General features: G+C 73.3%; 26 protein-coding genes. 6 read left to right on the top strand and 20 right to left on the bottom strand.

Annotated features, from left to right (window positions below; genetic code table 11):
* The first annotated feature begins 47 nt into the window (after positions 1-47).
* The 3 genes from OG447_RS31585 to OG447_RS31575 all read left to right on the top strand — a co-directional run bounded on the left by OG447_RS31585 (position 48) and on the right by OG447_RS31575 (position 2039).
* Positions 48-179, top strand: a complete 132-nt coding sequence (locus OG447_RS31585) for a hypothetical protein (protein ID WP_266941041.1) — start codon at positions 48-50, stop codon at positions 177-179.
* Between the two features lie 172 nt (positions 180-351).
* Positions 352-639: a hypothetical protein gene (locus OG447_RS31580; RefSeq protein ID WP_266941039.1), complete on the top strand. Its 288-nt coding sequence runs from the start codon at positions 352-354 to the stop codon at positions 637-639.
* A gap of 206 nt (positions 640-845) precedes the next feature.
* Positions 846-2039: an enoyl-[acyl-carrier-protein] reductase FabV gene (locus OG447_RS31575; RefSeq protein WP_266941037.1), complete on the top strand. Its 1194-nt coding sequence runs from the start codon at positions 846-848 to the stop codon at positions 2037-2039.
* Between the two features lie 105 nt (positions 2040-2144).
* Here OG447_RS31575 and OG447_RS31570 read toward each other — a convergent pair whose 3' ends face one another.
* From OG447_RS31570 to OG447_RS31525, 10 genes are all read right to left on the bottom strand, one after another.
* A complete protein-coding gene (locus OG447_RS31570) occupies positions 2145-3647 on the bottom strand; it encodes an FAD-dependent monooxygenase (RefSeq protein WP_266941036.1) in 1503 nt (500 codons plus the stop codon).
* 95 nt (positions 3648-3742) lie between these two features.
* The gene (locus tag OG447_RS31565) at positions 3743-5242 is read right to left on the bottom strand and encodes an FAD-dependent monooxygenase (RefSeq protein WP_266941034.1); all 1500 of its coding nucleotides are present in this window, start codon (positions 5240-5242) and stop codon (positions 3743-3745) included.
* A 2-nt stretch (positions 5243-5244) separates the two neighbouring features.
* A complete protein-coding gene (locus OG447_RS31560; RefSeq protein WP_266941032.1) occupies positions 5245-6186 on the bottom strand; it encodes an aromatase/cyclase in 942 nt (313 codons plus the stop codon).
* 75 nt (positions 6187-6261) lie between these two features.
* Entirely contained in the window at positions 6262-7050 is a 789-nt protein-coding gene (gene fabG, locus OG447_RS31555) for a 3-oxoacyl-ACP reductase FabG (RefSeq protein ID WP_266941030.1), read from the bottom strand.
* A gap of 12 nt (positions 7051-7062) precedes the next feature.
* The gene (locus OG447_RS31550; RefSeq protein WP_266941028.1) at positions 7063-7332 is read right to left on the bottom strand and encodes an acyl carrier protein; all 270 of its coding nucleotides are present in this window, start codon (positions 7330-7332) and stop codon (positions 7063-7065) included.
* 50 nt (positions 7333-7382) lie between these two features.
* Positions 7383-8597, bottom strand: coding sequence for a ketosynthase chain-length factor (locus tag OG447_RS31545; protein ID WP_266941027.1), 1215 nt, complete (start codon positions 8595-8597; stop codon positions 7383-7385).
* Positions 8594-9865, bottom strand: a complete 1272-nt coding sequence (locus OG447_RS31540; RefSeq protein WP_266941025.1) for a beta-ketoacyl synthase — start codon at positions 9863-9865, stop codon at positions 8594-8596. The genes OG447_RS31545 and OG447_RS31540 overlap by 4 nt, the downstream gene beginning before the upstream one ends.
* Positions 9862-10191: a TcmI family type II polyketide cyclase gene (locus OG447_RS31535; protein ID WP_266941024.1), complete on the bottom strand. Its 330-nt coding sequence runs from the start codon at positions 10189-10191 to the stop codon at positions 9862-9864. The genes OG447_RS31540 and OG447_RS31535 overlap by 4 nt, the downstream gene beginning before the upstream one ends.
* A 251-nt stretch (positions 10192-10442) precedes the next feature.
* Positions 10443-11138, bottom strand: a complete 696-nt coding sequence (locus OG447_RS31530) for an antibiotic biosynthesis monooxygenase (RefSeq protein ID WP_266941023.1) — start codon at positions 11136-11138, stop codon at positions 10443-10445.
* A 50-nt stretch (positions 11139-11188) separates the two neighbouring features.
* On the bottom strand, positions 11189-12661 hold the full coding sequence (locus OG447_RS31525) for an FAD-dependent monooxygenase (protein WP_266941021.1): 1473 nt from the start codon (positions 12659-12661) through the stop codon (positions 11189-11191).
* Between the two features lie 166 nt (positions 12662-12827).
* On the opposite strand from OG447_RS31525, the gene OG447_RS31520 reads away from it, so the two are divergent.
* Entirely contained in the window at positions 12828-13343 is a 516-nt protein-coding gene (locus OG447_RS31520; RefSeq protein ID WP_266941020.1) for a nuclear transport factor 2 family protein, read from the top strand.
* 90 nt (positions 13344-13433) lie between these two features.
* Here OG447_RS31520 and OG447_RS31515 read toward each other — a convergent pair whose 3' ends face one another.
* From OG447_RS31515 to OG447_RS31480, 8 genes are all read right to left on the bottom strand, one after another.
* The gene (locus OG447_RS31515; RefSeq protein ID WP_266941108.1) at positions 13434-13853 is read right to left on the bottom strand and encodes a pyridoxamine 5'-phosphate oxidase family protein; all 420 of its coding nucleotides are present in this window, start codon (positions 13851-13853) and stop codon (positions 13434-13436) included.
* 326 nt (positions 13854-14179) lie between these two features.
* Complete coding sequence (locus OG447_RS31510; protein WP_266941018.1) at positions 14180-14320, bottom strand: hypothetical protein; 141 nt, start codon at positions 14318-14320, stop codon at positions 14180-14182.
* Positions 14321-14354: 34 nt separating this feature from the next.
* Entirely contained in the window at positions 14355-15911 is a 1557-nt protein-coding gene (locus OG447_RS31505) for a condensation domain-containing protein (protein ID WP_266941016.1), read from the bottom strand.
* A gap of 239 nt (positions 15912-16150) precedes the next feature.
* The gene (locus OG447_RS31500) at positions 16151-16960 is read right to left on the bottom strand and encodes a 4'-phosphopantetheinyl transferase superfamily protein (RefSeq protein ID WP_266941014.1); all 810 of its coding nucleotides are present in this window, start codon (positions 16958-16960) and stop codon (positions 16151-16153) included.
* A 310-nt stretch (positions 16961-17270) separates the two neighbouring features.
* Positions 17271-19139: an acyl-CoA dehydrogenase gene (locus tag OG447_RS31495; protein WP_266941012.1), complete on the bottom strand. Its 1869-nt coding sequence runs from the start codon at positions 19137-19139 to the stop codon at positions 17271-17273.
* Positions 19136-20080 (bottom strand): aromatase/cyclase, encoded by a 945-nt coding sequence (locus tag OG447_RS31490; protein WP_266941011.1) that lies wholly within the window; start codon positions 20078-20080, stop codon positions 19136-19138. The genes OG447_RS31495 and OG447_RS31490 overlap by 4 nt, the downstream gene beginning before the upstream one ends.
* 341 nt (positions 20081-20421) lie before the next feature.
* Positions 20422-21240 carry a thioesterase II family protein gene (locus OG447_RS31485; RefSeq protein ID WP_266941010.1) on the bottom strand — a complete coding sequence of 273 codons (819 nt, stop codon included), beginning with the start codon at positions 21238-21240 and terminating at the stop codon, positions 20422-20424.
* A gap of 144 nt (positions 21241-21384) precedes the next feature.
* The gene (locus OG447_RS31480) at positions 21385-22206 is read right to left on the bottom strand and encodes an AfsR/SARP family transcriptional regulator (RefSeq protein ID WP_266941008.1); all 822 of its coding nucleotides are present in this window, start codon (positions 22204-22206) and stop codon (positions 21385-21387) included.
* Between the two features lie 308 nt (positions 22207-22514).
* Here OG447_RS31480 and OG447_RS31475 point away from each other — a divergent pair, with 308 nt between their 5' ends.
* Positions 22515-22907 (top strand): hypothetical protein, encoded by a 393-nt coding sequence (locus OG447_RS31475; protein ID WP_266941007.1) that lies wholly within the window; start codon positions 22515-22517, stop codon positions 22905-22907.
* Positions 22908-23080: 173 nt separating this feature from the next.
* The gene (locus tag OG447_RS31470; protein ID WP_266941005.1) at positions 23081-24121 is read left to right on the top strand and encodes an AfsR/SARP family transcriptional regulator; all 1041 of its coding nucleotides are present in this window, start codon (positions 23081-23083) and stop codon (positions 24119-24121) included.
* A 350-nt stretch (positions 24122-24471) separates the two neighbouring features.
* Here OG447_RS31470 and OG447_RS31465 read toward each other — a convergent pair whose 3' ends face one another.
* Both OG447_RS31465 and OG447_RS31460 read right to left on the bottom strand, forming a co-directional pair.
* Positions 24472-25335: an AfsR/SARP family transcriptional regulator gene (locus tag OG447_RS31465; RefSeq protein WP_266941004.1), complete on the bottom strand. Its 864-nt coding sequence runs from the start codon at positions 25333-25335 to the stop codon at positions 24472-24474.
* Positions 25336-25718: 383 nt separating this feature from the next.
* Complete coding sequence (locus OG447_RS31460; RefSeq protein WP_266941002.1) at positions 25719-26360, bottom strand: ScbR family autoregulator-binding transcription factor; 642 nt, start codon at positions 26358-26360, stop codon at positions 25719-25721.
* Positions 26361-26381: the final 21 nt, after the last annotated feature.

Here is a 26381-nt window from a genome sequence, read left to right as displayed (position 1 = left end):
CGCCCATCCTGCATCTGCCCACACGGCACGGCAGATGGGAGCGGGAAATGAGCATCAGCGTTGCACGCCTGCACGGGGAGGCGTGCTGGGACTGCGGGGCTGTCACGAGAGCACTGCTCCCAGCCGGTGAGGCCGGTGACCCGCAGACGGCCGTCGCCGACATCGAGGCCGTTCGGTGAGCGGCGAGTTCTGTGTGTACTGCGACCACCCGGTGGCGGCGGTCCCGGCGAATCTGGTCGACGACTCGGAGTTCTCGGCGTCCGGTGTCCGGCCGCCTTCGTACGCGCACGACGACTGTTCCCCGAGGTCGAACCGCGCCACCCGGCGGGCCGCCTCTTCGCGGCAGCGGTGATGCGCCCAGGGTGGGACGACCTCCCCAGGATGGAGCGCGAGGCCTTCGACCTCTCCCGGCTCCAGCTGAAGGTCAAGACATCTCCGGCCCATCCCGACGGGGCCTGCGACCGCGAACACATGACCTGCCACGGGTGCCGGATGCCGGCCCGCGTCGCGACCAGGTTCGGCGGGCCCATGGCCGACTGCCGGGCCTGCTGCTTCGCATGGGCCGTCGAGCACGATCCGGTGCGTTGCTGGCAGAACCTCACCCCGCTCGGTTCCTTCGGGCAAGGCGTCCTGCGGTGAGCGGGCTCTCGGCACCGGCCACACCGAGCTGGACGTGTGCCTGAGGACCGAACACTTCGTCAATGCCGAAGGTGACAAGGACCGAGAATGATCTCCGTGCCGCGCTGGCACGGGCCGCTGGCCGGGGCGTCGATACGCTCCCCGAAGACGGTCGCAGACCTTCGTACCCTCTTCGCCCGCCTCGTACCGAACGGAACGGACGCATTGTGAGCCTTCGCCAGATCGACCCGAAGCAGCGCGGTTTCCTGATCGTCAACGCCCACCCGGACGGGGCCGCTGAGACCGTGCACCGGATGTGGGAGCAGATTCCGGCCCGCACCGACGGCAGCAGCCCGGTGGTACTGCTCCTCGGCCACAGCGCCGGGTACGGGCTGGCCACACTGCTGACGGGACTGCGCCGGCACGGCATCCGGGGTGTGGGTGTCGCCTTCGAGGGCGTTGAGACGGAGCGGCGCACGGCTACGGCCGGCTGGTACCGCACCGCGGCCGCCGACGCCCTGGCCCGCGACGCCGGACGCGACTTCGCGTTCGTCAACACCGACGCGTTCTCCGCGGCGGGCAAGGAGCAGGTGCTGGCTCTGCTGGAGGAGCGGTACGGAAAGGTCGACTACCTGATCTACAGCCTGGCGGCTCCGCGCCGCACCGACCCCGTGACCGGCACGGTCCACCAGTCGGTGATCAAGCCGCTCGGCGGGCCGTACGAGGCCCCGGCGCTGGACTTCTCCGGTGACGCCCCGAAGGTCGGACAGGTCTTCCTGGAACCGGCCAGCGACGAGGAACGCCGCGCGACGGAGCAGGTGATGGGCGGCGCGGACTGGCGGCTGTGGGTGGAGGCCCTGGCCGGGCGCGGCCTGCTGGCCGAAGGGTTCACGACCGTGGCGCTGACCTACATCGGCTCGGAGCTGACGGCGCCGATCTACCGGCAGGGCACGATCGGCGCGGCGAAGGAGGACCTGGAGCGGACCGCCGGGCACCTGGACACGGAGCTGGGAGACGCGGGCCGGGCGTTCACCGCGGTCGCGGGCGCGGCCGTCACCCAGGCTTCCAGTGCGATCCCGTCGATCGCCCTGTACACGTCCTTCCTGCGGACCGTTCTCGGAGACGGCCTGCGCACGACGGCCGAGCAGGCCGGGGAACTGTGGGAGCAACTGACGGGGGCGGCACCGCTGGTCCTCGACGAGCAGGGCCGCATCCGGCTGGACGGCTGGGAACTCGACGACGAGGTCCAGGACCGGGTGCGGGAACTGTGGGCGGACCCGGAGGCCGGACTGGAGCACGCGCGGGGCGGCGCGGACTGGTTCATGGGCCAGATCCGCGAGCTGTACGGGTGGGGTGTCGACGGGGTCGACTACGGGCGGCCCACGGAGACGACGGTTGCGTGGCCGACGCCAGTCATGTGAGCAGCGTCGTATCCGGCGGCGAGTGATGTGCCCCCCCAACGCACCCGCGCCCCTGTCCCGCCGATCTACCGGCGGGACAGGGGCGCGGCCCCTGGGGGGAGGGGATCAGGCGGTCGGGCCGAACCAGCGGTCGAGGGCGTCCGTGAGGCCCTGCTGCGTGGATCCGGCCCAGGCCACGTAGCCGTCGGGGCGGACCAGCAGGGCGGTGATGCCCTCCAGCTGGTCGGCTCCGTCGGCGGGCTTGGCGACGACCGTCGCCACGTCCACCTGGCCCTGCCAGCCGGCCGCGGCATTCCGTACGGCCTCGTCGTCGGCCAGGTCGAGCAGCACCCCGCGCCCGGGGTGCAGCAGTTCGGCGATCCGGGTCTCGCCCTCGGCGCCGACCAGCAGCCGCGGCGGCATCCGGCGGCCCACCAGCGGGTGGCCCTCCTCGCCCGTGCCGTCACCGAACTCGTAGCGGATCTCCAGGTGGCTGACGATGCCCGCCAGGTGCCGCTTGACGTCGTCGTACTGCACGAGCTCCTGGAACAGCTGGCGCAGCGGCTCGGCCTCCTCGCCGCCGAGGAACACCGTGCCCTGGGCACGGGTGTTCATCAGCAGCCGCCTGCCGACCGGGTGCCGCTCGGCGTGGTAGGTGTCGAGCAGCGCGTCCGGCGCCGTACCGCGCGCCACCGCCGCCAGCTTCCAGCCCAGGTTGACCGCGTCCTGCACACCGGTGCTCAGACCCTGGCCGCCGGCCGGCAGGTGGATGTGCGCGGCGTCGCCGGCCACCAGCACCCGTCCGCGCCGGTACTCGGAGGTCTGCCGGGTGGCGTCGGTGAAGGAGCTCACCCACTTCGCGCCGCCGCCGTGGATGTCCTCGCCCGTGATGTGCTCCCAGGCGTCGGCGACCTCCTCGAACGGGACGATCGCGTCGCGGTCGCTCGCCGGGGTGCCGTGCGGGCACACGATGATGCGGTCCACGCCGTCGCCCAGCGGGCCGACCATGACCATGCCGTTCGGCAGCTGCTCGCCGAGGTAGCGCGGACGCAGCTCGCAGCCGACCACGTCGGCGACGTACATCTTCCGGCTGGCCGGGATGCCCGGGAAGTCGAAGCCGGCCGCGCGGCGGATGGTGCTGCGCGAACCGTCACAGGCCACCAGGTAGGACGCGCGTAGGCGCTGCTCCCCCTCCGGGGTGTTCACCGTGATCTCGACGGTGTCCCCGTCCAGGAACCCGTCGGCCAGCTCCGCGAACTCCCAGCCGCGCCGGATCTGCGCGCCCAGCTCCGTGGCCCAGGTCTCCAGCACCTCCTCGGTGCGCCACTGCAGCACGCCGCGGGCGCCGAAGTGGGCGTCCTCCAGCACGCTGTAGTCGAACTGCACACCGCCGAAGTGCCCCATCGGCATGGTCTCCAGCCCGCCCCACCGGGGCAGCAGCCCGCGCTGGTCGAACGACTCCATGGTGCGGGCGGTGAAGCCCAGGCCCCGCGACTGCATGGTGGGCTCGGTCAGCTTCTCGATCACGATCACGCGCGCCCCGCCCAGGCGCAGTTCCCCGGCGAGCATCAGGCCGGTCGGACCGGCTCCGACGACGATGACATCGGTGTCCACCGCTGTCCCTTCCATGGTGTTCCCTTCCTCGAGATGCGTCGTAAAGAGTTGCGCGGTGGTGGGTGGTGGGGGCGCGGCCGGCGCGCGGTCGGCGTGCGGCCGGCGGCCGGTCAGCCCGACGGGCCGAACCAGCGCTCCAGCGCCTCCCGCAGCCCGGCGTCGCCGGACCCCGCCCACGCGACATGGCCGTCCGGCCTCAGGAGAACCGCGCCGACGCCCTCAAGGGCGCCGCCCTGCTTCGGGAGCGCGGCCCGTACGTCCACCCGGTCCGCCCAGCCGTCCGCACCGGGAAGCGGATCGTCCGCCGCGCCGCGCAGGTCGAGCAGGACGCCCCGGCCCTCGCGCAGCAGGCGGGTGGTGCTGGTCTCGCCGCCGTCGGCCAGCAGCGCCGTCTCCGGCAGCCGCAGGCCCAGCAGCGGGTGCGCCGGGCCGCCCACGTCGTAGCGGACGTCGAGGCCGCTGATCATGCCGGCCAGGTGGGCCCGTACGTCCTCCAGGGCGATCAGCTCGCCCAGTACGGTGCGCAGCGGCTCCACCTCGGGGCCGCCGAGCAGCATCAGGGCCTGGGCCCGGATGTTGGCCAGGACCCGCCGGCCGACCGCGTGCCGTTCGGCGTGGTAGGTGTCGAGCAGGGCGGCGGGGGCGGCACCGCGCAGGTGCAGCGCGAGCTTCCAGCCGAGGTTGAAGGCGTCCTGCAGGCCGAGGTTGAGGGCCTGGCCGCCGATCGGCATCTGCCGGTGCGCGGCGTCTCCCGCGAACAGGATCCGGCCGTGGCGGTACCGGTCGAGCTGGCGGGAGGCGTCGCCGAAGGAGTTCACCCACAGCGGGGTGCCGCCGCTGATGTCCTCGCCGGTGACCCGCTTCCAGACGACGGCGATCTCCTCGAACTGCGCCTCGCCGCTGCGCGGCTGCGCGACCGAGCCGAACTCGTGGACCATCACGCGGGTCACCCCGGCGGGGTTGCGCCAGGCGATGGCGAGGCCCTTCTCCAGCCGCTGGAAGCGACGGTTGGGGATGTCGATGCCTTCGACGTCGGCGCGCAGCAGCTCCCGGCCGGCGTCCTCGCCGGGGAACCGGGCGCCCACCAGGCGCCGTACGGCGCTGTCCTCGCCGTCGCAGGCCACCAGGTAGCGGGCGCGCAGCCGCAGCACCACCCCGTCGCGGCCGACGGCTTCGGCCTCCACGTGCCCGGCGTCCGGCCCGTCCTCGGCCGGCCCGCCCGTCTCGGTGACGGAGGTCAGCTCGTGGCCGCACCGGATGTCGGCGCCGAGCGAGATCGCCCACTCCTCCAGCACGCCCTCGGTCTTGGTCTGCGGGACCTTCCACTGGCCGGGGTGGGTGCTGGGCCCGGTCAGGTCCAGGGGGATCCCCCCGAAGTGGCCGCGCGGTTCGACCGGCGGGCCGCCGAGGTCGGGCAGCAGCCCGAGGACGTCGAGGATCTCCATGGTGCGGGCGTGCAGGGTGGAGGCCCGCGACTCCGTACTGGGGGCGCGACGCTTCTCCAGCACGACCACGTCGGCGCCGCCCCGGCACAGTTCGCCGGCGAGCAGCAGCCCGACGGGACCGGCGCCGACGACGATGACGTCGGCCTCCAGCAGGTCCGCAGTCATGGTCAGGCCTTCTGCTCGGCGTAGGCCTTGGCGTGCGCGAGCGTGGCGCTGCTGTTGGTGCTGAGCGCGGTGTGGACGTAGGCGCGGGCGTCGGCCACGGTGGCTTCCGGGCCCAGGATCCGCGCGATGTTGTCCGTGTTGAGGGTGACGGTGTGCTGCGAGGAGGCGGCGAACCCGCCCTCGTTCTCCTCGAAGGTCCACTCGCCGGTGTGCAGGGTCATCAGCGCGGGCAGCGTGACCTGCTTGTACGCGATCTTGTGGTGCGGGAAGACCACCCGGTACGACTTGGTGGTGTGCACCGAGCCGTCCTTCGCGCGGGTGTCCATCTCCAGCTCCTGCAGACCCGGGGTGTCCTCGGCCAGGCGCACGACGGCGACGTGGGGCAGCCGCTCGGCCCACCGGTCCGCCTCGTTGATGAAGTCGAAGGCGTCCTTGGCGTTGCCCGCGATCTGCACCGTGTCCACGAAGGAGAAGGTCAGCTCCTCGGTCTCGGCGGCGTGCGCGAGCTCGACGTTCGTCTTGAGCGCCGCCAGTTCCGAGGTGCTGTTCTTGTCCACGGCCCGCTCGATCCACAGCAGGTCGTGCGCGTCGTCGTTGATCGCGCTGTAGTCGTGCAGCAGCCGGACGCGGGACTCCTCCGCACCGAGCGCCTCGATGATCCAGGTGCCGCCCATGTGCTTGACCGGTTCCGCCGGGACCTCCTGGCGGAAGGTGATGCGCAGGCCCTCGGGGTCCAGGGTGCGGCGCGAGGTCCAGTTCTTGGGCTGGCCGTTGGCGGTCGCCCAGATCCGGATCTTCTCCTCGTTGCCCTCGGCCTCGACCCGGTCGACGTGGATCGTCGGCGGGAAGATCCGCGGCCAGTTGGTGACGTCCGCGAGCAGCTGGTAGACCGCGGCGGCGGGGGCGCCGATGGTGATCTCGTGCTCGACCTCACGCGTCGTCATGACGACTTACTCCTCTTTCTCCTCGGGAAATGCCGGTGGTGCGCGGGGCGCCCGGCCCGGCCGGCCGGTCAGGGCCTAGAAGTTGCCCAGGCCACCGCAGACGTTGAGCGCCTGGGCGGTGATGGAGGCGGCCGTGTCGGAGGCCAGGTAGCCGACCAGACCGGCGACCTCCTCGGGCGTGGAGTAGCGGCCGAGCGGGATCTTCGACTGGAACTTCTCGAGGATGGCGTCCTCGGAGGTGTCGTACGCGGCCGCGTAGCCCTGGCGGACCCGCTGGGCCATCGGGGTCTCCACGTAGCCCGGGCAGACCGCGTTGACGGTGATGCCGGTCGGGGCGAGCTCGTTGCCCAGCGCCTTGGTGAAACCGACGACGCCGTGCTTGGACGCCGAGTACGGGGCGCCGAGGACGACACCCTGCTTGCCCGCGGTGGAGGCGATGTTGATGATCCGGCCGCGGTCCTTGCCGCGCATGCCGCCGGTGGTCAGCGCGGCGCGCGTCACCCGGAAGACGCTGTTGAGGTTCGTCTCGATGACGTCCTCCCACAGCTCGTCCGCGATGTCCGCGGTGGGGCCGCCGCCGGACCGGCCGGCGTTGTTGACCACGACGTCGACGGTGCCGAAGCGGTCGACGGCGCCCTGGACGAAGGCCTCGACGGAGGCGGTGTCGCGGACGTCGACGACGCCGCCGTCCACGTCCAGGCCCTCGGCCTGGAGCTCCTTGACGGTGGCCGCGACGTTGTCGGCGTTGCGGGCGCCGATGAAGACCTGGTGGTTCTGCGAGGCCAGCAGCCGCGCCGAGGCGAGGCCGATGCCGCTGGTGGCGCCGGTGATGACGGCGACCCGGGGGGCGGTGTTCTGCGTCATGTCGGATCCCCCTCAGGCAGCCGTGGCGGGCGCGAGCTGCGCGTTGACGACCTCGATGAACGCACGCGGGGTGTTCGCGTCGTTGACGGCCTCCTCGTCGAGGGAGATGCCGTACTCGCGCTCGATGAGGCTTCCGGCCTCCAGCAGCGCGAGGGACTCGTAGCCGAGCACGTCGAACTCGGTGTCGAGGATGTCGCCGTCCAGGTCGACGCCCTCGGCCACGCCCGCGGCCTCCCGCAGGGTGCGGCGCAGGTCGTCGGGGGTGAATGCGTTGGTGGCCATGGTGGAAGTCCCTTTCCTTACGTGGTGTGGTGTCTGGGTGGCGTACGGCGCTACTGCGCGGCGCGCACGACCATGGCGGAGTTGAAGCCGCCGCTGCCGCGGGCCAGCACCAGCGCGGTGCGCACCGGGGCCTGCCGCGACTGGCCGACGACCAGGTCGAGCGGGTAGTCCGGGCACGGCTGGGTGTGCACGGTGGGCGGGATGACCCCGTCGCGGATCGACAGGAACGCCGCCGCCAGGTCCAGCGACGCCGCGCCCGAGTACAGGCGGCCGGTCATCGTCTTGGGCACCGTCACCGGCACCGCGCGGTCCCCGAAGACCCCGCTGATCGCCGCCGCTTCCTCGCGGTCGAGGGTGGGGTCCCCGGCGCCGTCGGCGAAGACCACGTCCACGTCCGCCGCTTCCACGCCGGCGTCGGCGAGGGCGATCCGGATCGCCTTGCCCAGGCCCGGCTCGCGGCCGCTGCCGGGACGCGGGTCCATCGTCGAGCCGTACCCGGCGATCTCGCCGTAGATGTGGGCGCCGCGTGCCCGGGCCGCCTCCGCGTCCTCGACGATGAGGATCGCGCCGCCCTCGCCGGGCACGTAGCCCCGCGCGTCGCGGTCGAAGGGCAGGTAGGCCCGCGAGGGCTCGTCGCTGGTGCTCAGCTTCCCGGTCGACAGCTGCGCCACCCAGCCCCAGGGGCAGATGGAGGCGTCGACCCCGCCGGAGACGATCAGCGCGGTGCCCTTGCGGATCTGCCGGCGGGCGTGGGCGACGGCGTCGAGGCCGCCGGCCTGCTCGCTGACGACGACCCCGGCGGGGCCCTTCATGCCGTTGCGGATCGAGATCTGGCCGCTGTTGACGGCGTAGAACCAGGCGAAGGACTGGTACGCGGAGACGTACTGGCTGCCGCGGCTCCACAGGCTCTGCAGCTCGCCCTGGCCGAACTCGAAGCCGCCCGCGGCGCTGGCCGTGATGACGCCCATGTCGAACTCGGGCAGTTCCTTCGGGTCGACGCCCGCGTCCGCCAGCGCCCAGTCGGTCGCCACCAGCGCGAGCCGGGTGACCCGGTCGGTCTGCGGCAGCAGACGGCTGGGCAGGTGCTCCTCGGCCTGGAAGCCGGGCACCTCGCCGGCCAGCCGGGCCGGGTAGCCGGAGGGGTCGAAGCGGGTGATCCGGCCGATGCCGTTCTTCCCGCCGACCGTTGCCGACCAGTAGTCCTCGGTGCCGAGCCCGTTGGGGGAGGCGACGCCAAGACCGGTGACCACCACCGACGTGGTCATACGAGGCTCCTTTCGGGGCTGGCCAGCACCATGGCGCTCTGGAAGCCGCCGAATCCGCTGCCGACCGTGAGCACCGCGTCGACCAGCTGGTCGCGCGCGGTGACGGGGACGTAGTCGAGGTCGCACTCCGGGTCGGGCGTGTGCAGGTTGGCCGTCGGGGGTACGACGTCGTACTCCATGGCCAGCGCCGACGCGGCGATCTCGATGGAGCCGATCGCGCCGAGCGAGTGCCCGACCATCGACTTGATGGAGCTGACCGGGGTGCGGTACGCGTGGTCGCCGAGGCTGCGCTTGAAGGCGGCGGTCTCGTGCCGGTCGTTCTGCTTGGTGCCCGAGCCGTGCGCGTTGATGTAGTCGATCGCCTCGGGGTTCAGGCGCGCCTCGCCGAGCGCGAGGTTGATCGCCTCGGCCATCTCCAGGCCGTCGGGGCGCAGGCCCGTCATGTGGTAGGCGTTGCTGCGCGTGGCGTAGCCGGCGATCTCCGCGTAGATGTGCGCGCCGCGCTTCTTCGCGCTCTCCAGCTCCTCCAGCACGAAGAACGCGGTGCCCTCGCCGAGGACGAACCCGTTGCGGGTGCCGTCGAAGGGGCGCGAGGCGTGCTCCGGGTCGTCGTAGCGCGGAGTGGTGGCCTTGATGGCGTCGAAGCAGGCCATGGTGATCGGCGAGATCGGGGCGTCCGAGGAGCCGGCGATCACGACGTCCGCCGAGCCCTCGCGGACGAGTTCGACGGCGTAGCCGACCGAGTCGATGCCGGAGGTGCAGCCGGTGGAAACCACGGTGCTGGGGCCCTCGGCGCCGACCGCCCAGGCCACCTCGGTGGCGAAGGAGCTGGGCACCATGTGGTTGTACAGGTGCGGGACCGCGTAGGTGTGGTCGACCAGGTCCAGCCGGCCGCCGTCGCTGACGACCCGGTACTCCTCGTCGAGGCCCATCGTGGCTCCCACCGCGCTGCCGACGGTGACGCCGATGCGGTGGGGGTCGATCCCGCCCAGCTCGATGCCGCTGTCGGCGACCGCGCCGCGCGAGGCCACGACGGCGAACTGCGCGGCCCGGTCCAGGCGGCGGACCTCCTGCGGGGTCAGGCCGTGCGCGTACGGGTCGAAGTCGACCTCGGCGGCCACCCGCGAGCGGAACTGAGTGGGGTCGAAGAAGGTGATCCCGCGCGTGGCGGTACGGCCCTCGCTCAGCAGGTTCCAGAAGTTCTCCTTGCCGACACCACCGGGGGCGATCACCTCGATCCCGGTGATGACAACGCGTCGCCTCGTCACGCGGAACCCTCCCAGTTGTAGAAGCGGGTGGCCATCGCGTCAGCCGGCGAACGCCAGGTCTTCGGGTCGTAGGCCTCGATGAAGGGCTTCAGGTCCTCGCTGATCTGCACGAAGCGCGAATCGCTCTTCGCGCCCTCGATCAGCTCGCCCCCGTTGTCCTCGTCGAAGTCCTGGAGGTGGAAGTACAGGCCCCGGTACGAGAACAGCTGGCGGCGCCGCGTTCCCATGCGCTGGGGCATGTCCGTCGCGTCGAATTCGGAGAACAGCTTGGCCACGTCGTGGGTCGAGGCCGCTGCCATCCGGGCGACGATCAGGGTGCTGTGCATACGGTTTAGCTCCTCAGCGGTTGCGTGGGAGGGTTCGCGCAGCGGCATGGTCTGCGCGGCGGCGGGAAAATGCGCCATCGCCCTCGACGGTGCGGCCCGGCGATAGCGCCCGGCACGGGGGATACCTGAGTTCCACCGGAGCCGTACTCAGGCCGCACAAGCGGGGCACGTGCGCTGGACGCCCGGTCCCCGCGCGGGGACCGGGCGTCCAGGGGCTCGGGAGCCGGTCGCGCCGTCAGGGGCGCGCCGGTTCACTCGCCGGCAGAGCGCGTGTGCACCACGTTGTAGGTGTTGCCGTCCACGGAGGTGGCGACGGCGTCCACGCGGGCCTGGGCCTTCTGGCGGCCGACCGGCCAGGTCTCGGGGTCCTGGTCGCGGTGGGCCTCGTACGCCTCCTTGGTGTCCCACTGGAAGTAGGAGACGGCGAAGGAGCCCTCCAGGCCGCGGGCGCGCAGGCCCTTGAGGACGACGTGGGCGCGGAAGCCCGGGGCGTCCACGATGCCGGCCTGGCCGGCGCCGAGGGCGTCGATCAGCTCGTCCTGGTTCGCCGCCTCGACACCGTAGACGGTGATGGAGGTGTAGACCTCGCGGTCCGGGCCGATCTCGATCTTGCCGCAGGGGCCGGGGCCGGCCAGCGTGTAGACGACCTCGTTCTGCAGGAGGCGGATCGAGGTGGTGATCTCGCCGAAGACCGGGAGGGTGCGGTGCTTGAACTCGTCGGCGGAGTACCGCTTCTCGAGGTCCTCGCCGCTGCGCCACTGGATGAAGTTGGCGGTGCCGGGGCTGTCCACGCCCGCGTGCACGGTGCTGGACATCCAGCCCTCGTAGGTCGCCGCGTCGACGATCTTGCGCATCTCCCGGATCAGGCTTTCCTGCTTCTCAGGAGCGTCAGTGGTGAAGAGGTTGAGGACGGTGAGGTGCTTGTCCTCGAGGGAGATGGTGGGCATTGTTCCTTCGCTTCCTTTGAGGGTACGGACGTGACCGGGGCGCGGCGCGCTCAGTTGGCGGGACCGAACCAGCGGGTGAGGGTGTCGTTGAGGCCTTCGGAACCGGAGCCGGAGGGCGCGACCCAGGCGACGTAGCCGTCGGGGCGCAGCAGGATGCCGTCCACGGGGGCGTCGCAGTCGACCTGGTCGGCGGTGACCACCTCGACGCGGTCGGACCAGCCCGTGGCCGCCTCGCGCAGGCCGTGGTCGCCGCCGAGCTCCAGGAGCACGGCGCGCCCGGCGTGCAGCAGCGCGAAGCTGGAGGTCTTCTCGCCGTCGACCACCAGGTCGCGGTCCGGCAGGCGCCGGCCCAGCAGCGGGTGTTCGCCCTCGCCGAGGTCGTGGCGGATGTCCAGGCCGGTGACCATGCCGACCAGGTGGCGGCGGACCGACTCGTAGTTCTGCACCAGCTCGGTGAAGACCTCGCGCATCGGGTTGAGCTCGTCGCCGCCCAGGTAGAGGGTGCGCTGGGCGAGGGTGTTGGTCAGGATCCGGGCGCCGACCGGGTGCCGCTCCGCGTGGTAGGTGTCGAGCAGCCCCTCGGGAGCCTGGCCCTTGATGTCCAGGGCGAGCTTCCAGCCGAGGTTGACCGCGTCCTGCACGCCCGCGCTCATGCCCTGCGCGCCGATCGGCAGGTGGATGTGCGCGGCGTCGCCGGCGAGGAAGATCCGCCCCTTGCGGTACGCGGCGGCCTGGCGGCTGACGTCGGTGGTCGAGCTGACCCACAGCGGCGTGGCGCCGCTGATGTCCTCGCCCGACAGCCGCTGGAAGGCCGCGGCGACCTCCTCGAAGGTGATCGGGTCCGGGCTGGTGCGCAGCGGCTCGTTGCTGTCGAAGTAGATGATGCGGCTGCGGTCCGGGCCCATCGGGATGACCATGACCATGCCGCCGGGGACGCGCTCACCGCTGAAGCGGGGGCGCAGCTGGATCCCGGTCACGTCGGCGAAGCGCAGTTCGAGCGTGGCCTCGGTGCCGGGGAAGTCGATTCCGGCGATCTTGCGGACGGCGCTGCGGGCGCCGTCGGTGCCGACCACGTGGCGGGCGCGCAGCCGCACCGGGCCGTCCGCGGTGTCCGCGACGACCGTCACCCCGTCGTCGTCGGCCTCCAGGCCGGTGACCTCGACCCCGCGGCGCACCTCGGCGCCCAGCTCGCGGGCCCAGCCGCCGAGGATTCCCTCGGTGCGTGCCTGCGGAATTCCGCGGGCACCGTACGAACCGCCCTCAAGGACCTGGTAGTCGAGCGGAACCCCGCCGAAGTGCCCGAAGGGAATGACCCCGACCTCGCCGAATCGGGGAATCAGCCCGCGCTGCGAGAATTCCTCGATGGTCCGTGCCGAAAAGCCGAGGGCGCGGGACTGCTGAATGGGTTCGGTGAGTTTGTCAAGGACCGTCACCGAGACTCCATTGAGCCTCAATTCGCCCGCGAGCATAAGTCCGGTGGGACCGGCTCCCACTACGATGACGTCTGCATCAAAGGTGTCCATCTGCCCTCTTCCCGCTGGTGTTCGGCCAGTATTGCGAGGGCTTGCCCGAGTCGTAAATAGGGCTGAGTACAGGCCTTCGACAAGCAATGACAGAAAACCGTCGGGTACGTCAGATCTTTGACAAGCGGACTTGCCGGGGGAGGTATCCGCGACGGCATTATCAGGCATGAACTCCACCCGAATCCTGGACGAATCCACCACCGAATCCCAAGGTGTTGCCCCCACCGAGTCCGCCGCGGAATCGCGCGCCCTTGTCGCGGACCTGCTCGGCCACTACCTCGTGTCGCTCGACAACATCGAGAACGAGAAGCTGGACGACGCCTGGGCTGCGCGCCTGTTCACCCCGGACGCGGTGGTCGCGTTCCCGATGAGCCGGCACGAGGGCATCGAGGAGATGGCCGAATACCACCGCGCTGCCCTCGCCGCCTTCGCCCGCACCCAGCACCTCGGCTCCCCGGCCGTGGTCGTCCTCGACGGTGCCCGGGCCACGCTGCGCGCCAACCTGCTCTCCACGCACGTGCACCACGAGCGGCACGCGCGCCCCCAGGGCGAGCTCCCCCCGCTCTTCGCCACCGGCACCTACGTCGACGGCGAGGCCCGGCGCACCCCGCAGGGCTGGCGGCTGAACCTGCTGTCCTTCCGGCTCCTGTGGGCCGACGGCAACCCGCCGCCGGCCGCCTGAGGCACCGAAGGCACCGAGGAACCGAAGGCAACGCGCGGCGGCGCCGGGGAAACCCCCCGGCGCCGCCGCGCGTACGTACCCGCGGGCGCGTCAGGCGTTGAGGCTGAGCACCCGGTCGACCTCGATCTCGATGACCACCCGGCCCGGCGGGTCCGGCGGCGCCGACCAGTACCGCTTGGCGTAGCGCCGCGCGCCGTCCGCGATCCGCGCCGGGTCCGTCACGACCGTGCCCCGGCCCTCCAGGGTCACCCAGGTGAACCCGTCGACCTGGCACAGCGCCACCCGGCCGCCCGGGCCGGCCAGCAGGTTCCGCGCCTTGCGCGAGGAGGCGACCGTCATGACCCGTACGAGGCCGGCCCTCCCGTCCCAGGTGAACCGTACGGGCGCCACGTGCAGCGTCCCGTCGGGCCGGACGGTGGTGAGCGCGCCGACGTGCCGGGGGTCGTTCAGGAACGTCTCGGCCCCGGCCGACACCGTCGGGGCGGCGGAACCCTGTTCGGACAGCGACATCGTGTGTGGATCCTTCTTCCGCTGGAGCGTGGAGCCTTGGGGCGAGGTGCGGGCGGCCGCCGGGGCCGTGGCCCGGCCGGCACTGCGGCCCGTACGGCTGTCCGTACGGCTGTCCCTACGCCGGCCCGTGCGGGCACCGGCAGGGCCGCCCGGCCCGCACACGGCCAGCCACACCGCCCGGCGCAGGCGCGCGGCGCGCGTGCGGGCCGGGGAGGCGCCGACGGGCCGCGGCGGGGACAGCGGGGACAGCGCGGGCAGCGCGGGCAGCGGGGGCAGTTCCCAGCGGCGGCCGGCGAGGGAGGTGGCCGAGGTCTCGTACGGCACGGCTAGTCGATGCCGCGGACGATGGTGAACTCCGCCTCGTCCTCGTCCGCTCCGGCCAGCCACAGCGGGGGCGCGACCCGCACCGGGACCATCCCGAACACGATCATCTCGACCTCCTGGATCTCTTCACTGATGCGGTACACGGGCGCCTCCTTCACGGTCGGTCGCCCCACGGTGTCAAGACTCGCTCGTGATCCGCTCGACGACAGGTCGTCCGCCGGTCGCGGGGCGGCTGAGCCCGTCCCCGCCCCCGCCCCCGGCCGGGGGCCGCCGCCGGGCGGCGATCCGCGGCGGCTCTTCGCCGGCCAGCAGGGCCAGCACCTGCGCCACGGTCGTCGCCTCGCCGGTGGCCGGCAGCGCGCGCAGCAGCCGGGCGCAGTGCCCGACCAGGCGGCGGGCGTCGGCGGCGGAGATCCGGGCGCGGTCGTGGACGGCGGCCAGCGTGAGCGTGCCGTCGCTGCCGCCGTGCGCCAGCAGCGCGACGGGGAAGACCGTGTGCGCGCCGCTCGCGCGCAGCGGATCGACCCGGATGCCGTCGGCGGCCAGCTGAGCCTTCAGCTCCGCCGGTGCGCGCGGCGTGCTCTCGACCGCGACCAGGCTCTCCAGCAGCCGGCCGTCCGTGGCGCGGCCGGTCCACTCGTGGATCTGCCCGGCCGTCACCCATTCGTACGGGGCCATGTCCAGCGCCCGGTCGCGCAGCGTGGTCAGCAGCCGGCCCAGCGGGTGCCCGGGGTCGACCCGCACGGCCATCGGCAGGCAGTTGCGCATCGGCCCCGGCAGCCGCTCGACGGCGTCCAGCGCGATGCCCCGCCCCGAGACGGTGACCCCGAAGCCCACCAGCGCGGGCCCGCTCACCTCCGCGGCCCGGTACAGCAGCAGCGCCCAGACGGCCTGCAGCGCGCTGGAGTCGGGCACGGCCTGGGCGGCGGCCCAGCGGTGCAGCCGGTCCGCCTCGGCCGCGCTCAGCCGCGCCTCGGCGCGGCCGCATCCGCTCTCCAGGGTGTCGGGTCCCGGCAGCGCGGGCAGCACCGCGGGCTCCCCCTCGGGCACGGCCCGGGACCAGAACTCCCGCGCCGGGCCGGTGTCCTGGCCGTCCAGCCAGCCGGCCCAGTCACGGATGTCGGGGCGCCGCTCGCCGCCGGACAGCGTGCCGCCCGCCAGATAGGCCCGGTAGAACTCGTCCAGGAGCACGAACACGCTCCAGGCGTCGAGCAGTCCGTGGTGGAAGGTGACCAGCACGCGCGTCGCACCCGCCGCCGGCCCCGGCAGCGCACCCGGCCCGGTCCCCTCCGCGGGGTCGTCGACGAGGGTGACGCGCAGCGGACCGGGACTGCGCAGGTCGAAGCCGCGCAGCCGGTCCCGTTCCAGGAGTTCGTCCCAGTCGACGGTGCCCGCCGGATGCCGTACGACCTCGGCGGCGGCATGCTCGTGCAGCACCACCCGCGGCTCCGGCTCCCGGTGGACGGCCGCCCGCAGCACCGTCTCGCGGTCGACGACGGACTGCCAGGCGGCGGTGAACCGGCCGGTGTCCAGCGGCCCGCGCCAGCGCCACGAAAGCTGCTCGACATGGCGGCCGCCGCCCCGCCCGGCAAGGGCTTCCAGCAGCGGGCCGGACGGGATCCGGCTCACCGGTACGGACGGCTCCGCCGGACGGGCGGGCACCGCGGAGCGCCGGGCGGCGGCCCTGCGGCCCCCGCGTCCGTGCACCGGGCGTGGGCGGCTCGGCCTCGCCATGGCACGCCCTCCTCCGGCTCCACGTGCTCCCGTACGGGCCCGGGGCAGCCGGAAACCCGGGGAGCCGCGCCCGCTCCGGCGGTCCGAAGGCGCGCTGCTCCCGGGCCCACCGTGGAGCACCCCGCTGTCATGGCGCTGATACGGGGCTGACGCGGGTGGAGATCCGGTGGAGGACGGCCGGACCGCAGCCGGATCCCCGGCGGGCCGCCCCCGTCACCGCGTTCGGCCGCAGGGCGCGCTCACTCTCCCGTCCGGCTCATCGCCGACAGGAACCCGCGGTCGAGCATGGTCCCCGCGCAGGTGTCGCCGGACGAGCTGAGCCCCGCGTCGTGGCAGGCCACGCTGAGCAGGTAGCGGCCCATGACCGAATGGGTGGCGAAGCCCCACTCGCCGCGGGTGGCGGCGCTGCCGTCCGGGGCGAGCAGCCGGCCCCCCTTGCTGAAGCCGAACTCCCGGAAGCCGAGCCGCAGTCCCTGCCCGAGCGCCTTGCTGTACGCCTCCTTCAGCGTCCACAGCCGCAGCGCGTGCCCGATCCGCTCCTCCTCGGGCAGCCCGGCGATCTCCTGCGCCTCGGCGGGCGTCAGGATCTGCGTCTCCAGCAGCTCCAGCCGCACCGTGCGGTCGGCCGGCTCCACGTCCACCCCGATCCGGCCGGTGCGGCTGAGCCCCACCGCCATCAGGTCCCCGGTGTGCGACAAGCTCAGGTCGACCTGGTCGAAGCCGCGCAGGTACGGCCGCCCGCCGAGCCGGTAGGCCAGGTCCAGGTCCTCGGGCGTGGTCCCCAGCGCCGCCGCGGCCGTGTACTTGATCAGCAGCCGGGCCGCCGCGAAGCGGTAGCGCACGGTGGCGTCGGGGGTGCGCCGGTAGCGGTCCCAGTCCGGGCCGAGCAGCTCCCGCAGCCGCGGCGAGGTGAGCACGCTGGGCAGCCACTCGCTCCAGGTCGTGTGCACCACCGCGTTGCCCAGTTCCGCCAGGTTCTCCCGCACCCCGTGCCACGGACCGGCCGGCCGCGGCACGTGAATGGGCGCGGCGCATCTCACCTCGTCCATCGTCGTCTCCCTGCGTGTAGTCAGAGCCGCCCGCCCCACCGGGGACGGGCGGCGATGAAGCCGGGCGGCGCCGCACCCGCCGCCCTAGGTCGTGTCGTCAAAGTCGCGTCTGGCTGTCGGGGTCTGGCACGCACGCTCGCCGCGTTGTCGTCGGTCGCCAATGCTCCGCATCGACTCCCTCCTCCGCCTTGCGATCGCACGCACCAGACCCCGACAGCACCGCCCTACAGGCGGCCGACGCCACTTTGACGACACTCCCTAGGGGGTGTCCGGCCGCGGCACCTCCCGTACGGGGCCCCGGCCGCGCGGCTCAGCCCGCGAGCCGCGTCCCGTACAGATCCAGGCTGAGCCCCTCGCGGCAGCGGCCCAGCACCTCCTCCAGCACCGACTCGACGACCCCGTCGGGCAGATCCGGCACCGCCGCGCCGAGCCTGCGGCCGATACGGCTGAGGGCCAGCACGGCCCAGGCCGGGTCCTCCAGCCAGGAGCCCGTCCCGGCCTGCCCCTCCCAGACGCCCAGGACGGCCGCCGCCGCCATCACCAGCGCGTAGCGGTCGGCCAGCGCGCAGGCCTGCGGATTGAAGGCCGTACCCACCGAGTCGTCCAGCGCCGCGCACCGGGAGCGCAGCACCCGCAGCTCCCCGACGAAGGTCTCCGCCAGGGCCGCGAGCACCTCCCGCGGACCCCCGCCCGGGCCCCGCGCCGTGCCCGCCGCCGCGCCGAGCCGCCCGGCGACGCCGATCAGCGTGGCCGTCAGCAGGTCGTCCCGGCCCGAGTGCGCCAGCCTGCGGTGGTCGAACGCCGGCAGCGGCGCGCCGGGACGGAACAGCTCCGCCGGCGGCTCCGCGGTGCGGAACCACGCCGACCGCGCCAGCACCGGCAGCTGCGGCACCAGCACCGCCTGGCAGACGGCCGTCCCCGCGTGCCCGAGCCCCGCCACCGGCAGGTCCCGTACGAGCTTCTGGAAACCGCCGTACACCGGACCGCGGTCGTAACCCCGGGCGCCGAGCACGGTGGCCAGCTCCTCCAGGTTCTCCCGCAGCATGTCCGGCATCGTGTACTTGACCGCCGCCGCCAGCAGGTACGCGTCCTCGGGCAGCAGGCTCAGCGCGCGCAGCCCCGTCACGGCCATGCTGTCGCAGGCCAGCAGGTCCGCGAAGACCCCGGCGAGCACCTTGCGCCAGCGGCGGGCCGGCTGCCCGTCGGGGCGGCCCTCGGTGGCCGCGCGCACCGCCTGGCGCAGCACGCTGTCCACGCCCGCGAGCACCGTGCCGGGCACCAGGCAGTGGCTGATCTGGAAACTGCGCAGCGCCAGCGACACCCCGTCGCCCCGCGCGCCGACGACCGCGCCCTCCGGCAGCGCCACACCGGCGAGTTCGAGCCCGGCGAACCGGGCGCCGCGCATACCGGGCAGCTCCACCCGGGCCAGCCGGCGCACCTCGCCGGAGGCGGGCTCCCCGGGGCCGAGCATCAGCACGGAGTGGCTCCCCGGACCGTCCTCGGCCGTGCGCGCGTACATGATGAACGTGTCGGCACGGTCGGCGTTGATGACGACCGCCTTGCGCCCGTCGACCACGAACCCGCCGCCGGGAGCCGGCCGGGCCGTGAACTCGTCGCGCAGCACGGTGTTGGCGTGCGCCAGCTCGCGGTGCACGATCGTGACCCGGCCGCCGCCCAGCAGCACACGGGCCATCTCCCCGCGCTGGCGCCCGTCGCCCGCGGTCCACACCGTGGACGCGGCGAACAGCGAGGTGATGCCGAAGCCGAAACCGAGCGCGAGATCCCGGCGGAACACCGGCCGCAGCACCCGCGCCAGCTCCTCCAGGTCCGTCAGCCGCCCGCCCAGCTCCCGCGGTACGAACTCGGCGGCCAGCCCGGCCTCCACGAGCAGCGCCTCGGTGGCCTCGGGCACCTCGCGGGCCTCGTCGGCGCGCAGCAGCGCCAGGTGCCCGTGCGGGTTGAGCGGATCGTAGGGATCGCCGAGCAGCGCCTCCAGCCGGGCGGCGCGCTCGAGCTCAATGGTGTCCCGTACGGGTGCGCGGGTGTCCCGTACGGGGGCAGTGGGGGCCGCCGGGGAGGCGGCGGGGACCGCCACCCCGGGGGCGGGCGGACCGGCAGGGGGAACGCGGAGGTCCGCGTCCGGGGCCGCGCCGGCGGCCTCGGTGACGATCGTGGTCACAGGACCCGGACCGCGGCCGCGGCGTGCTGCGCGGCGTACCGCAGGACGGAGAGCCCGGCCTGGCCGAGGGCGTCGCGCACGTGCCGCCCGGCGGCCGCCGGGTCGGTGCCCGCGCCCAGCACCTGCTCGATGCTCTCCTCGCGCAGCAGCACGTTGTGCCGGGCGGTGACGTTCACACCCGACTCGTCGGGCTCGACCGACCATTCGCCGGTGTGCGCGGCCAGCAGCGGGGAGGTCTGCGTCTGCTTGTAGACGATCCGGCCCGCGCCCGGGAAGCAGATGCGCACCGACTCGGTGCTGTGCGTGCTGCCGTCGATGGAGATGCTGCCCATGGACATCACCTGGACGCCCGGCTGCTCCTCCGTCAGCTCCAGCTCCCGGACGTGGGGGAGCGCGCCCGGCCAGTCCGCGGCCCGGTAGAGGAAGTCGAAGACCAGCTCGGCGGGGGCCTTGATGCGCACCGTGTCCTCGAAGGACAGGACGAGCTCGCCCAGGTTCGCCCACGGGGCGGCCAGCTGCTTCAGCTGGGCGCGGCTGTTGGCGCGGATGGCCTTCTTCACCCAGGCCACCTCCGCGGGGTCGTCACCGGGCACCGTGAACGAGTGCTCCAGGGTGACCTTGGAGCGGTCGCCCAGCGACTCCACCGTCCAGACGCCGCTCATCGAGTCCGTCGGCGCGGCGGGCACGTCCTGGGAGAACTCCACGCGCATCCGCTCGACGTCCAGGCGCCGGCTGGTGACCCAGGACTTCACCTTGCCGTTCGCGGTGGCCCACATGCGCAGCCGCTCCCGCGTCCCGTCGAAGTCCAACTGCTCGACGTGGACGCAGGGCTGGAAGAACAGCGGCCACTGCGTGGCGTCGGCGATCAGCCCGTACAGCACTCCGGCCGGAGCCGCCGAGATTGCCTCGTGGACCGTGTGGTGCACTCGCGCATCCGACATCTTCCACACCCTTCATCATTCGAAGCGGCGCCGCCGTGCCGGCCGGGTGTCCGACCCGCGGCCGGCACGATGCGCCCGTACCGGTGTCGCTCGCACCGGCACCGGCAGTCATTGCCGACGGTCCTCCGCTCGATGGCCGTGTCCACGAGCCTGTCCGGAACGGCTCGTGGACGGCTCGCACACAACCGGAGCCCCGCCGGACCGCGCCTCGAACCGGCTGCCCGACGGCAGGACGCGCCGCGGGTACGGGCGCCTCCCCCTCCCCCCGGAACGCCGAAGAGCCGCCCCGGGGCACCCGGGACGGCTGTGTGCGGGAGTCCGGATCCGACCGGACAGGGGGGCTACGCCGGGTCGCCGAGGACGCGCTCCCGGCAGGCCTCGCCGATCAGGCGCGGCAGGGCCTCGTCGCCCGCGAAGAAATGGTCCCCGGTGACCGTCCGCGCCTCGATCCGCCCCGTCGTCCACTGCCGCCATTCGCGCAGCGCCGCGGGCACGGCCATCGGGTCCTCGCTGCCCGCGAAGGCCAGCAGGGGGACGTCGACGGGCCCGCCGGTGACAGGGTCCAACGCCGCCTCGCGCAGGGCCTTGGCCAGCCGCAGATCGTCGCGGAGCACCGGCAGGACGCTGCGCCGCCACAGCCCCCCGGGGCTCGCGGCCGGGCCCTGGGGCAGCGAGCCCAGGTCGCCCAGGAGCGGCAGCAGCTCCTCGTCGGGCAGGTCGGCCGCGCCGACCAGCGCGGTGGTGGCGTGCGGCGGCAGGCACGCGCCCACCGCGAGGAACAGCGGCGGCGGCGCACCGACGTCCGCCAGGGCCCGGGTGAGCGTGTAGACGACGAGCGCGCCCAGGCTGTGGCCGTACAGCGCGTACGGGCCCGCCTCGGCCGCCTCCAGCAGGGGCGCGAGGAGGTCGTCGAGGAGGCCGACCCGGTCGGTGACCCGCCGCTCGCGGCGCCGGTTCTCCCGGCCGGGCAGCGGCAGGGCCACCACGTCGACGGCCTGCCCGACCGCGGCGGGCCAGCGGCGGTAGCTGGAAGCGCCCGCGCCCGCGTGGGCGAGGCAGTGGAGCCTGACCCGGCGGTCCGCCGGCTCCACCGCCACCCCGGCGCCCGCCCCCCGTACCGCTTCTCGTACCGTCTCGTCGAGCTCCGCCGGGGAAGTCATCCGCCGCTCTCCTCCTGGGAAGCCGTGCGCGCGCCGCGGTGGCCGCGGCGCGCGGTGGTCGGGGCCCGAGCCTCACCCGCCCGCCTCGAGCACCGCTGGACTAGGGGGTGTCCGGTGCCAGGCGGGCCGGGCACCGGACACCCCCTAGGCCGCGTAGAGGTCGAAGGTCGAGGTGCGCCGAGGCCCGGAGATCACGTCCAGGCGCGGGTCGACGGCGAGCATCGCCTGGTGCAGCCGCTGGAGCTGGGGCGAGGGCTCCACACCGAGGTCCTCGATCAGCCGCTGGCGCAGCCGCCGGTAGACGTCGAGCGCCGAGGCCTGCCGGCCGGAGCGGTAGAGCGCGACCATCGCCTGCGAGTGCAGCCCCTCGTGCTGGGGGTGACGGGCGATCACATCGGTGAGCTCCGCGATGAGTTCGACGTGTCGGCCCAGCCGCAGGTCGGCGTCGATCCGGCGCTCGCGCGCGACGAGCCGGCTCTCCTCCAGGCGCATCACCTCGATGTCGAGGATCGGGCCGACGCGCACGTCGACGAGCGCGGGCCCCTCCCACAGGTCGAGGGCCTCACGCAGGCACTTGGCCGCGTGCCCGTCCTCGCCGTCCTCGAAGGCCTGCTGGCCCTCGGCCACGAGGCGCTCGTAGGTGTGCACGTCGACCGCCTCGGTGGGGATCTGCAGCAGGTAGCCCCCGTAGCGGGTGACGAGCACGTCCTTGGCCGAGCCGGGCGTGTCCGGGCCCATCGCGGTGCCCAGGCGGCGGCGCAGCTGGAGGATGTACGTCTGCAGGGTGGTCAGTGCGCTCTGCGGCAGGTCGGTGCCCCAGATCTCCTCCATCAGCGTGGGCACGGGGACGACCCGGCCGGGGTACAGGGCGAGCAGCGCCAGGATCTGGCGGGGCTTGCCGGCGGTCGGGACGATCGATATCCCATTGACTTCGGCATTCAACGGACCCAGGACATTTATCTTCATAATTCCCTCCGCGCCTTGCCGGCCGCCGTCGATTCCGAGCCGGTACCCGAGTGCTTCCGATACTGTCGCCTTCCGGCCTTTTATGTCATCGCCGTCGACCGCAGACGAGTGGCACCATATCTTCCGCCGATCCGCCCCCCTCTGAAACTCGACCACGTCTTGAGCGGCTTTCCAAGAACGGCTCCGAAACCGCGCCGACAAGTCACTGACAAACCGCTGACAAAGCGCTGACGAAACCAAACGCACCGGCGATGGACGGGCGGAAATGCTTTTCGGCCGGGCAGCGGCGCTGTTAGCCTCGCCGCTTCGTGACGGCCGCCCGATCGCGCGGCGTCCCGGTGGCAGGAGGCGGCGAGTTGCACAGCGGCACCGAAGAGACGACCACGTCACGGGCGGCGGGGCGCGCCGGCCGCCCCGGACACCGGCAGCAGCCGGTCCGCCTCCACCGGGCGGCACCCGCCGGACGAACGGCCACCACGGCCACCACGCCCCCACCTGTGGCGGCAGCACCGGAGCCGGCGGCCGAGCCATCGGCCGCGGACACCGCCGGCCCCGCCGCCCGTGGCCTGCTCGGCTGCCTGACGGGGCCTGCGGGCGTGCCCGGCCTCCCCGATCCCAAGACCCTGCTGGGGCTGCTCGGGGCCTGGCACGGACGCGGCGTACAGGTGGGCTTTCCGGAGCTGACCGCCCGTCGCCCCTGACCCGGGACTCGAGAAATCTTCCACAACGCCCTGTAATCCGCTGGTGAATCTCCCGCCGCGTCCGCACTGCGGCTACTGTCCGATACGGGAGGAAAGACCCGCGGCTATTCGGGGGGAATGCCGAGTACGGATCTCCGGCCGCAGACTCGTCGAATTTCCCGTGCGAGGATGAGATGGAGTTTCGCATTCTGGGTCCGGTCCAGATCCATGACGCGCGCAGCGATCTGCGGATCGTGCCGACGGGCGCCAAACAGCGCGCCCTGCTGGGCGCGCTCGTCGTGAAAGCCGGGCAGGTCGTCTCCGCGGACCGGCTCGTCGACGAGCTGTGGGGCGAGCACCCGCCCGCCAATGCCGCCAACGCCCTCCAGGCCCACGTGGCGCGGCTGCGCCGGCTGCTCCCGGTCCCCGCGCCCGGTTCGGGCGAGGCACACCACGAGTGGCTGGTGACCCGCCCGCTGGGCTACGTACTGCGCCTGGGCCGCTCGGGAACCGACGCCCAGCGCTTCCGGCTGCTGACCGCCGAGGGCAGCGCGCTGGCCGCCACCGATCCCGGACGCTCGGCCGACGTACTGCGCGAGGCGCTGGCGCTGTGGCGCGGTCCGGCCCTGGAGGGAAGCGAGCGCGGGACGATCTGCTCGGCCGAGGCCTCGCTGCTGGAGGAGAGCCGGCTCGTCGCCCTGGAGACCCTTTTCGACGCCTGCCTGCGGGCGGGCCGGTTCGGCGAGATCACCGGCGAGCTCGAGGAACTGACCGTCCGGCACCCGTTGCGCGAGCGGTTCTACGAGCTGCTGATGACCGCCCTGTACCGCAGCGGCCGGCAGGCCGAGGCCCTCGGCGTCTACGACCGCGCACGCCGCCGGCTGGTGCACGACCTGGGCCTGGAGCCCGGCCCGGTGCTGCGCGGCCGGATGGAGGCGATCCTCCACCACCACGACCCGGACGCCGCCCAGAAGGCATGGCTCCCGCCCGCCCACGACCACGACTGGTCCCGGGACGGAGGGCCCCGCCCCGGCCCCAGCGGCGGCGGCGCGGACGCCGTGGGTCCTGCGGACGCGACTGCGGACGCGACTGAGGACGAGGACGAGGCGAGCGTGCACCTGCTGCGCGAGGAGATCGTCCGCCTGCGCCGCCACGTGGAACGCCTCTCCCGCGAACAGCAAGAACTGATCACCCGCTTCGACCGCCTCACGACCCCCCGAGCAGCAGCCCAATAACCCCCGGGCCGGGGCCTTGCCCCGGCCCGGGCTTGCGCCCCAGGCTCGCAGCCCGGCCCCGGCCCCGGCCCCGGCCCTGCCTCAGGCCCGCCTGCTCCAGTACGCGCGGCGCGGCCCCGGCCCGGAACAGCAGAACACCCCTCCTCCGGCCCGCCGTCCGGCGGAGCAGGAGAAAGGGTGTGTGCCAGAAGGGTGTGCGCCGGCAGGCCGCCGGCCCGGCCCAGGCCCGCCTGCCCCAGTAGGCGCGGCGCAGCTCCGGCGCCAGCAGGCCGCCGGCCATGCGCCGCCCGCCGCGCCCGGCCCGCTGCTCCAGTACGCGCGGCGCGGCCCCGGCAAGCCGCCGTCCCGGGTCAGTTCACCCGGGCGACGAGCCGCCCGCCGGAAGCCGCGGCGGCGGTCGCCGCCCCGGCCCCGGCCGCTCCGGCCACCGCCGGGGCCGCGGTCTCCGGGTGCGCCATCAGGATGGAGCGCTGCAGCCTGCTGAGCGCCGCGGACGGCTCCAGGCCCAGCTCCGACACGAGCGTCGTACGCAGCCGCTGGTAGACGTTGAGGGCCTCGCCGCGCCGGCCCGAGCGGTGCAGCGCCAGCATGAACTGGCCGTGCAGGCTCTCGTGCATCCGGAACTGGTTGACCAGGACCGTCAGCTCCGACAGCAGCTCCCGGTGGCGCCCCAGCCGCAGGTCCGCCTCGATGCGCTGGTCCAGCGCGCACAGCCGGGCCTCCTCCAGCCGCTTGGCCTCCATGTCGATCCGGCTGCCGGCCTGTACGTCGGTCAGTGCGGGCCCGGTCCACAGCGAGAGCGCGTCCGCCAGGCGGCGCGCCGCCCCCGTGTAGTCCTCGGCGTCCATCGCCCGGTAGCCGGCTCCGGCCCGGCGCTCGAACTCCCGGTAGTCGACCGTGCCGCCCCGCGTCTCCAGGCGGTAGCCGCCGGGAAGGGTGGCCAGGATGTCCTTGGCGGTGCACCGTTCGTTCTCGCCGTGGCTGAGCGCCTCGGCGATCAGCTCGCGCAGCTGCAGGATGTAGGTCTGCAGCGTGGTGCGCGCGCTGCGCGGCGGGGTCGAGCCCCAGAGCTCCTCGATCAGTACGGCCACGGGGACCACCTGGTCGGCGTGGAGCGCGAGCAGGGCCAGCACATGTCTTGGCTTCGGCGCCGTCGGAGTGATGGAAACCCCGTTCTCGCGCACCGACAGCGCACCCAGCACTTCGATGTCCACGTTCTCCCCCAAAGTTCGCCCGGAGGCCGGTTCCCGGCCTACGCGTTTCCGACCGCCGGGGCCCGGTGCGCAGCTACACCGGACTACCTGATAAAAAAACAGCACAGTCGGTTTGTCAACACCAGTGGGGCGGTTTTCAGCCAAGACCACTTCTCGTCGGCCTCGCCCGTCGCGCCCCGGCGTGGACGATTCCGCTGGCCACGATCCATATCCCAGGTCCATGAGCACCAGTAACCGTAGGGAAAGCGCCACTACTTGGCCGGATCCACTTCCGTGGCGCGCACGCCGAAGCCCCGCTCGGCGCGGAACGCGCGGACCGGGGCAGCGCCAGGAGCCCGCCCGGGAGGATCTCCGGGCGGGCCGAGCAGGGCAGTGATCGGATTCTAAACAGACCAACCGGTCTGCTTCATGGGGCTGCTGCCGTCGGCTTCGAGCTTGTTTAGCAGCTCCGGCGAGGCAAGGGACGGCAGCAGTAACTGCCAGAACCCCGTGACCGTCTGCGGCGAGATCCACTGCGCGTCGCGGGCGCACAGCACCTCGAAACCCACCGTCGCGGCCACGACGGTCGCCGCGGCGCTCTCCGGCGCCACCCCCGCCCGCAGTTCGCCCGCGCCGTCGGCCCGCGCGACCGCCTGCTCGACCCAGCGCTGCCAGTGCAGCCGCAGGTTGGTCAGGGACGGGCGGGCCGTGTCCCCGCTCAGGACGAAACCGGCCCGCAGCACCACGTCCTCGCGCAGCCCCCGGGCGAGCCCGTGGGTCACGTCGACCAGGTGCTGCAACCAGCCCGCCCCCTGTGGGGAGGCCTCGTCACCGATGGCCCGCAGCCTTTCCAGGGCCGCGTCCTCGACGGCGTCGGCCAACGCCGCCTTGGAGGCGAAGTGGAAGTGCAGTGCGCCGTTGCTCACCCCGGCCTGTGTGCTGATCGTGGTGAGCGACGCCACCGTGAAACCCTCGCGGTCGAAGATCTCGGCCGCGCACCGGATCAGGGTTTCCCGGGTGCGCACCGCGCGTTCCTGCTTGGCCATCGAGTGCTCCGTTATTGCGGG

It is taken from the genome of Streptomyces sp. NBC_01408, from assembly GCF_026340255.1.
GTDB lineage: Bacteria > Actinomycetota > Actinomycetes > Streptomycetales > Streptomycetaceae > Streptomyces.
The sequence above is the reverse complement of the archived record's forward strand: the minus strand, read 5'-3'. Positions and strand labels throughout refer to the sequence as shown.

Excerpts from the sequence above, each read along its gene's own strand:
- OG447_RS31530 (WP_266941023.1), bottom strand. The coding sequence starts at position 11,138 with ATGCCCACCATCTCCCTCGAGGACAAGCACCTCACCGTCCTCAACCTC.
- OG447_RS31515 (WP_266941108.1), bottom strand. The coding sequence starts at position 13,853 with ATGTCGCTGTCCGAACAGGGTTCCGCCGCCCCGACGGTGTCGGCCGGG.
- OG447_RS31565 (WP_266941034.1), bottom strand. The coding sequence starts at position 5,242 with ATGACTGCGGACCTGCTGGAGGCCGACGTCATCGTCGTCGGCGCCGGT.
- OG447_RS31485 (WP_266941010.1), bottom strand. The coding sequence starts at position 21,240 with ATGACTTCCCCGGCGGAGCTCGACGAGACGGTACGAGAAGCGGTACGG.
- OG447_RS31520 (WP_266941020.1), top strand. The coding sequence starts at position 12,828 with ATGAACTCCACCCGAATCCTGGACGAATCCACCACCGAATCCCAAGGT.
- fabG (WP_266941030.1), bottom strand. The coding sequence starts at position 7,050 with ATGACGCAGAACACCGCCCCCCGGGTCGCCGTCATCACCGGCGCCACC.
- OG447_RS31480 (WP_266941008.1), bottom strand. The coding sequence starts at position 22,206 with ATGAAGATAAATGTCCTGGGTCCGTTGAATGCCGAAGTCAATGGGATA.
- OG447_RS31490 (WP_266941011.1), bottom strand. The coding sequence starts at position 20,080 with ATGTCGGATGCGCGAGTGCACCACACGGTCCACGAGGCAATCTCGGCG.
- OG447_RS31570 (WP_266941036.1), bottom strand. The coding sequence starts at position 3,647 with ATGGAAGGGACAGCGGTGGACACCGATGTCATCGTCGTCGGAGCCGGT.
- OG447_RS31545 (WP_266941027.1), bottom strand. The coding sequence starts at position 8,597 with ATGACCACGTCGGTGGTGGTCACCGGTCTTGGCGTCGCCTCCCCCAAC.
- OG447_RS31505 (WP_266941016.1), bottom strand. The coding sequence starts at position 15,911 with ATGGCGAGGCCGAGCCGCCCACGCCCGGTGCACGGACGCGGGGGCCGC.
- OG447_RS31550 (WP_266941028.1), bottom strand. The coding sequence starts at position 7,332 with ATGGCCACCAACGCATTCACCCCCGACGACCTGCGCCGCACCCTGCGG.
- OG447_RS31500 (WP_266941014.1), bottom strand. The coding sequence starts at position 16,960 with ATGGACGAGGTGAGATGCGCCGCGCCCATTCACGTGCCGCGGCCGGCC.
- OG447_RS31460 (WP_266941002.1), bottom strand. The coding sequence starts at position 26,360 with ATGGCCAAGCAGGAACGCGCGGTGCGCACCCGGGAAACCCTGATCCGG.
- OG447_RS31470 (WP_266941005.1), top strand. The coding sequence starts at position 23,081 with ATGGAGTTTCGCATTCTGGGTCCGGTCCAGATCCATGACGCGCGCAGC.
- OG447_RS31580 (WP_266941039.1), top strand. The coding sequence starts at position 352 with ATGCGCCCAGGGTGGGACGACCTCCCCAGGATGGAGCGCGAGGCCTTC.
- OG447_RS31560 (WP_266941032.1), bottom strand. The coding sequence starts at position 6,186 with ATGACGACGCGTGAGGTCGAGCACGAGATCACCATCGGCGCCCCCGCC.
- OG447_RS31585 (WP_266941041.1), top strand. The coding sequence starts at position 48 with ATGAGCATCAGCGTTGCACGCCTGCACGGGGAGGCGTGCTGGGACTGC.
- OG447_RS31535 (WP_266941024.1), bottom strand. The coding sequence starts at position 10,191 with ATGCACAGCACCCTGATCGTCGCCCGGATGGCAGCGGCCTCGACCCAC.
- OG447_RS31525 (WP_266941021.1), bottom strand. The coding sequence starts at position 12,661 with ATGGACACCTTTGATGCAGACGTCATCGTAGTGGGAGCCGGTCCCACC.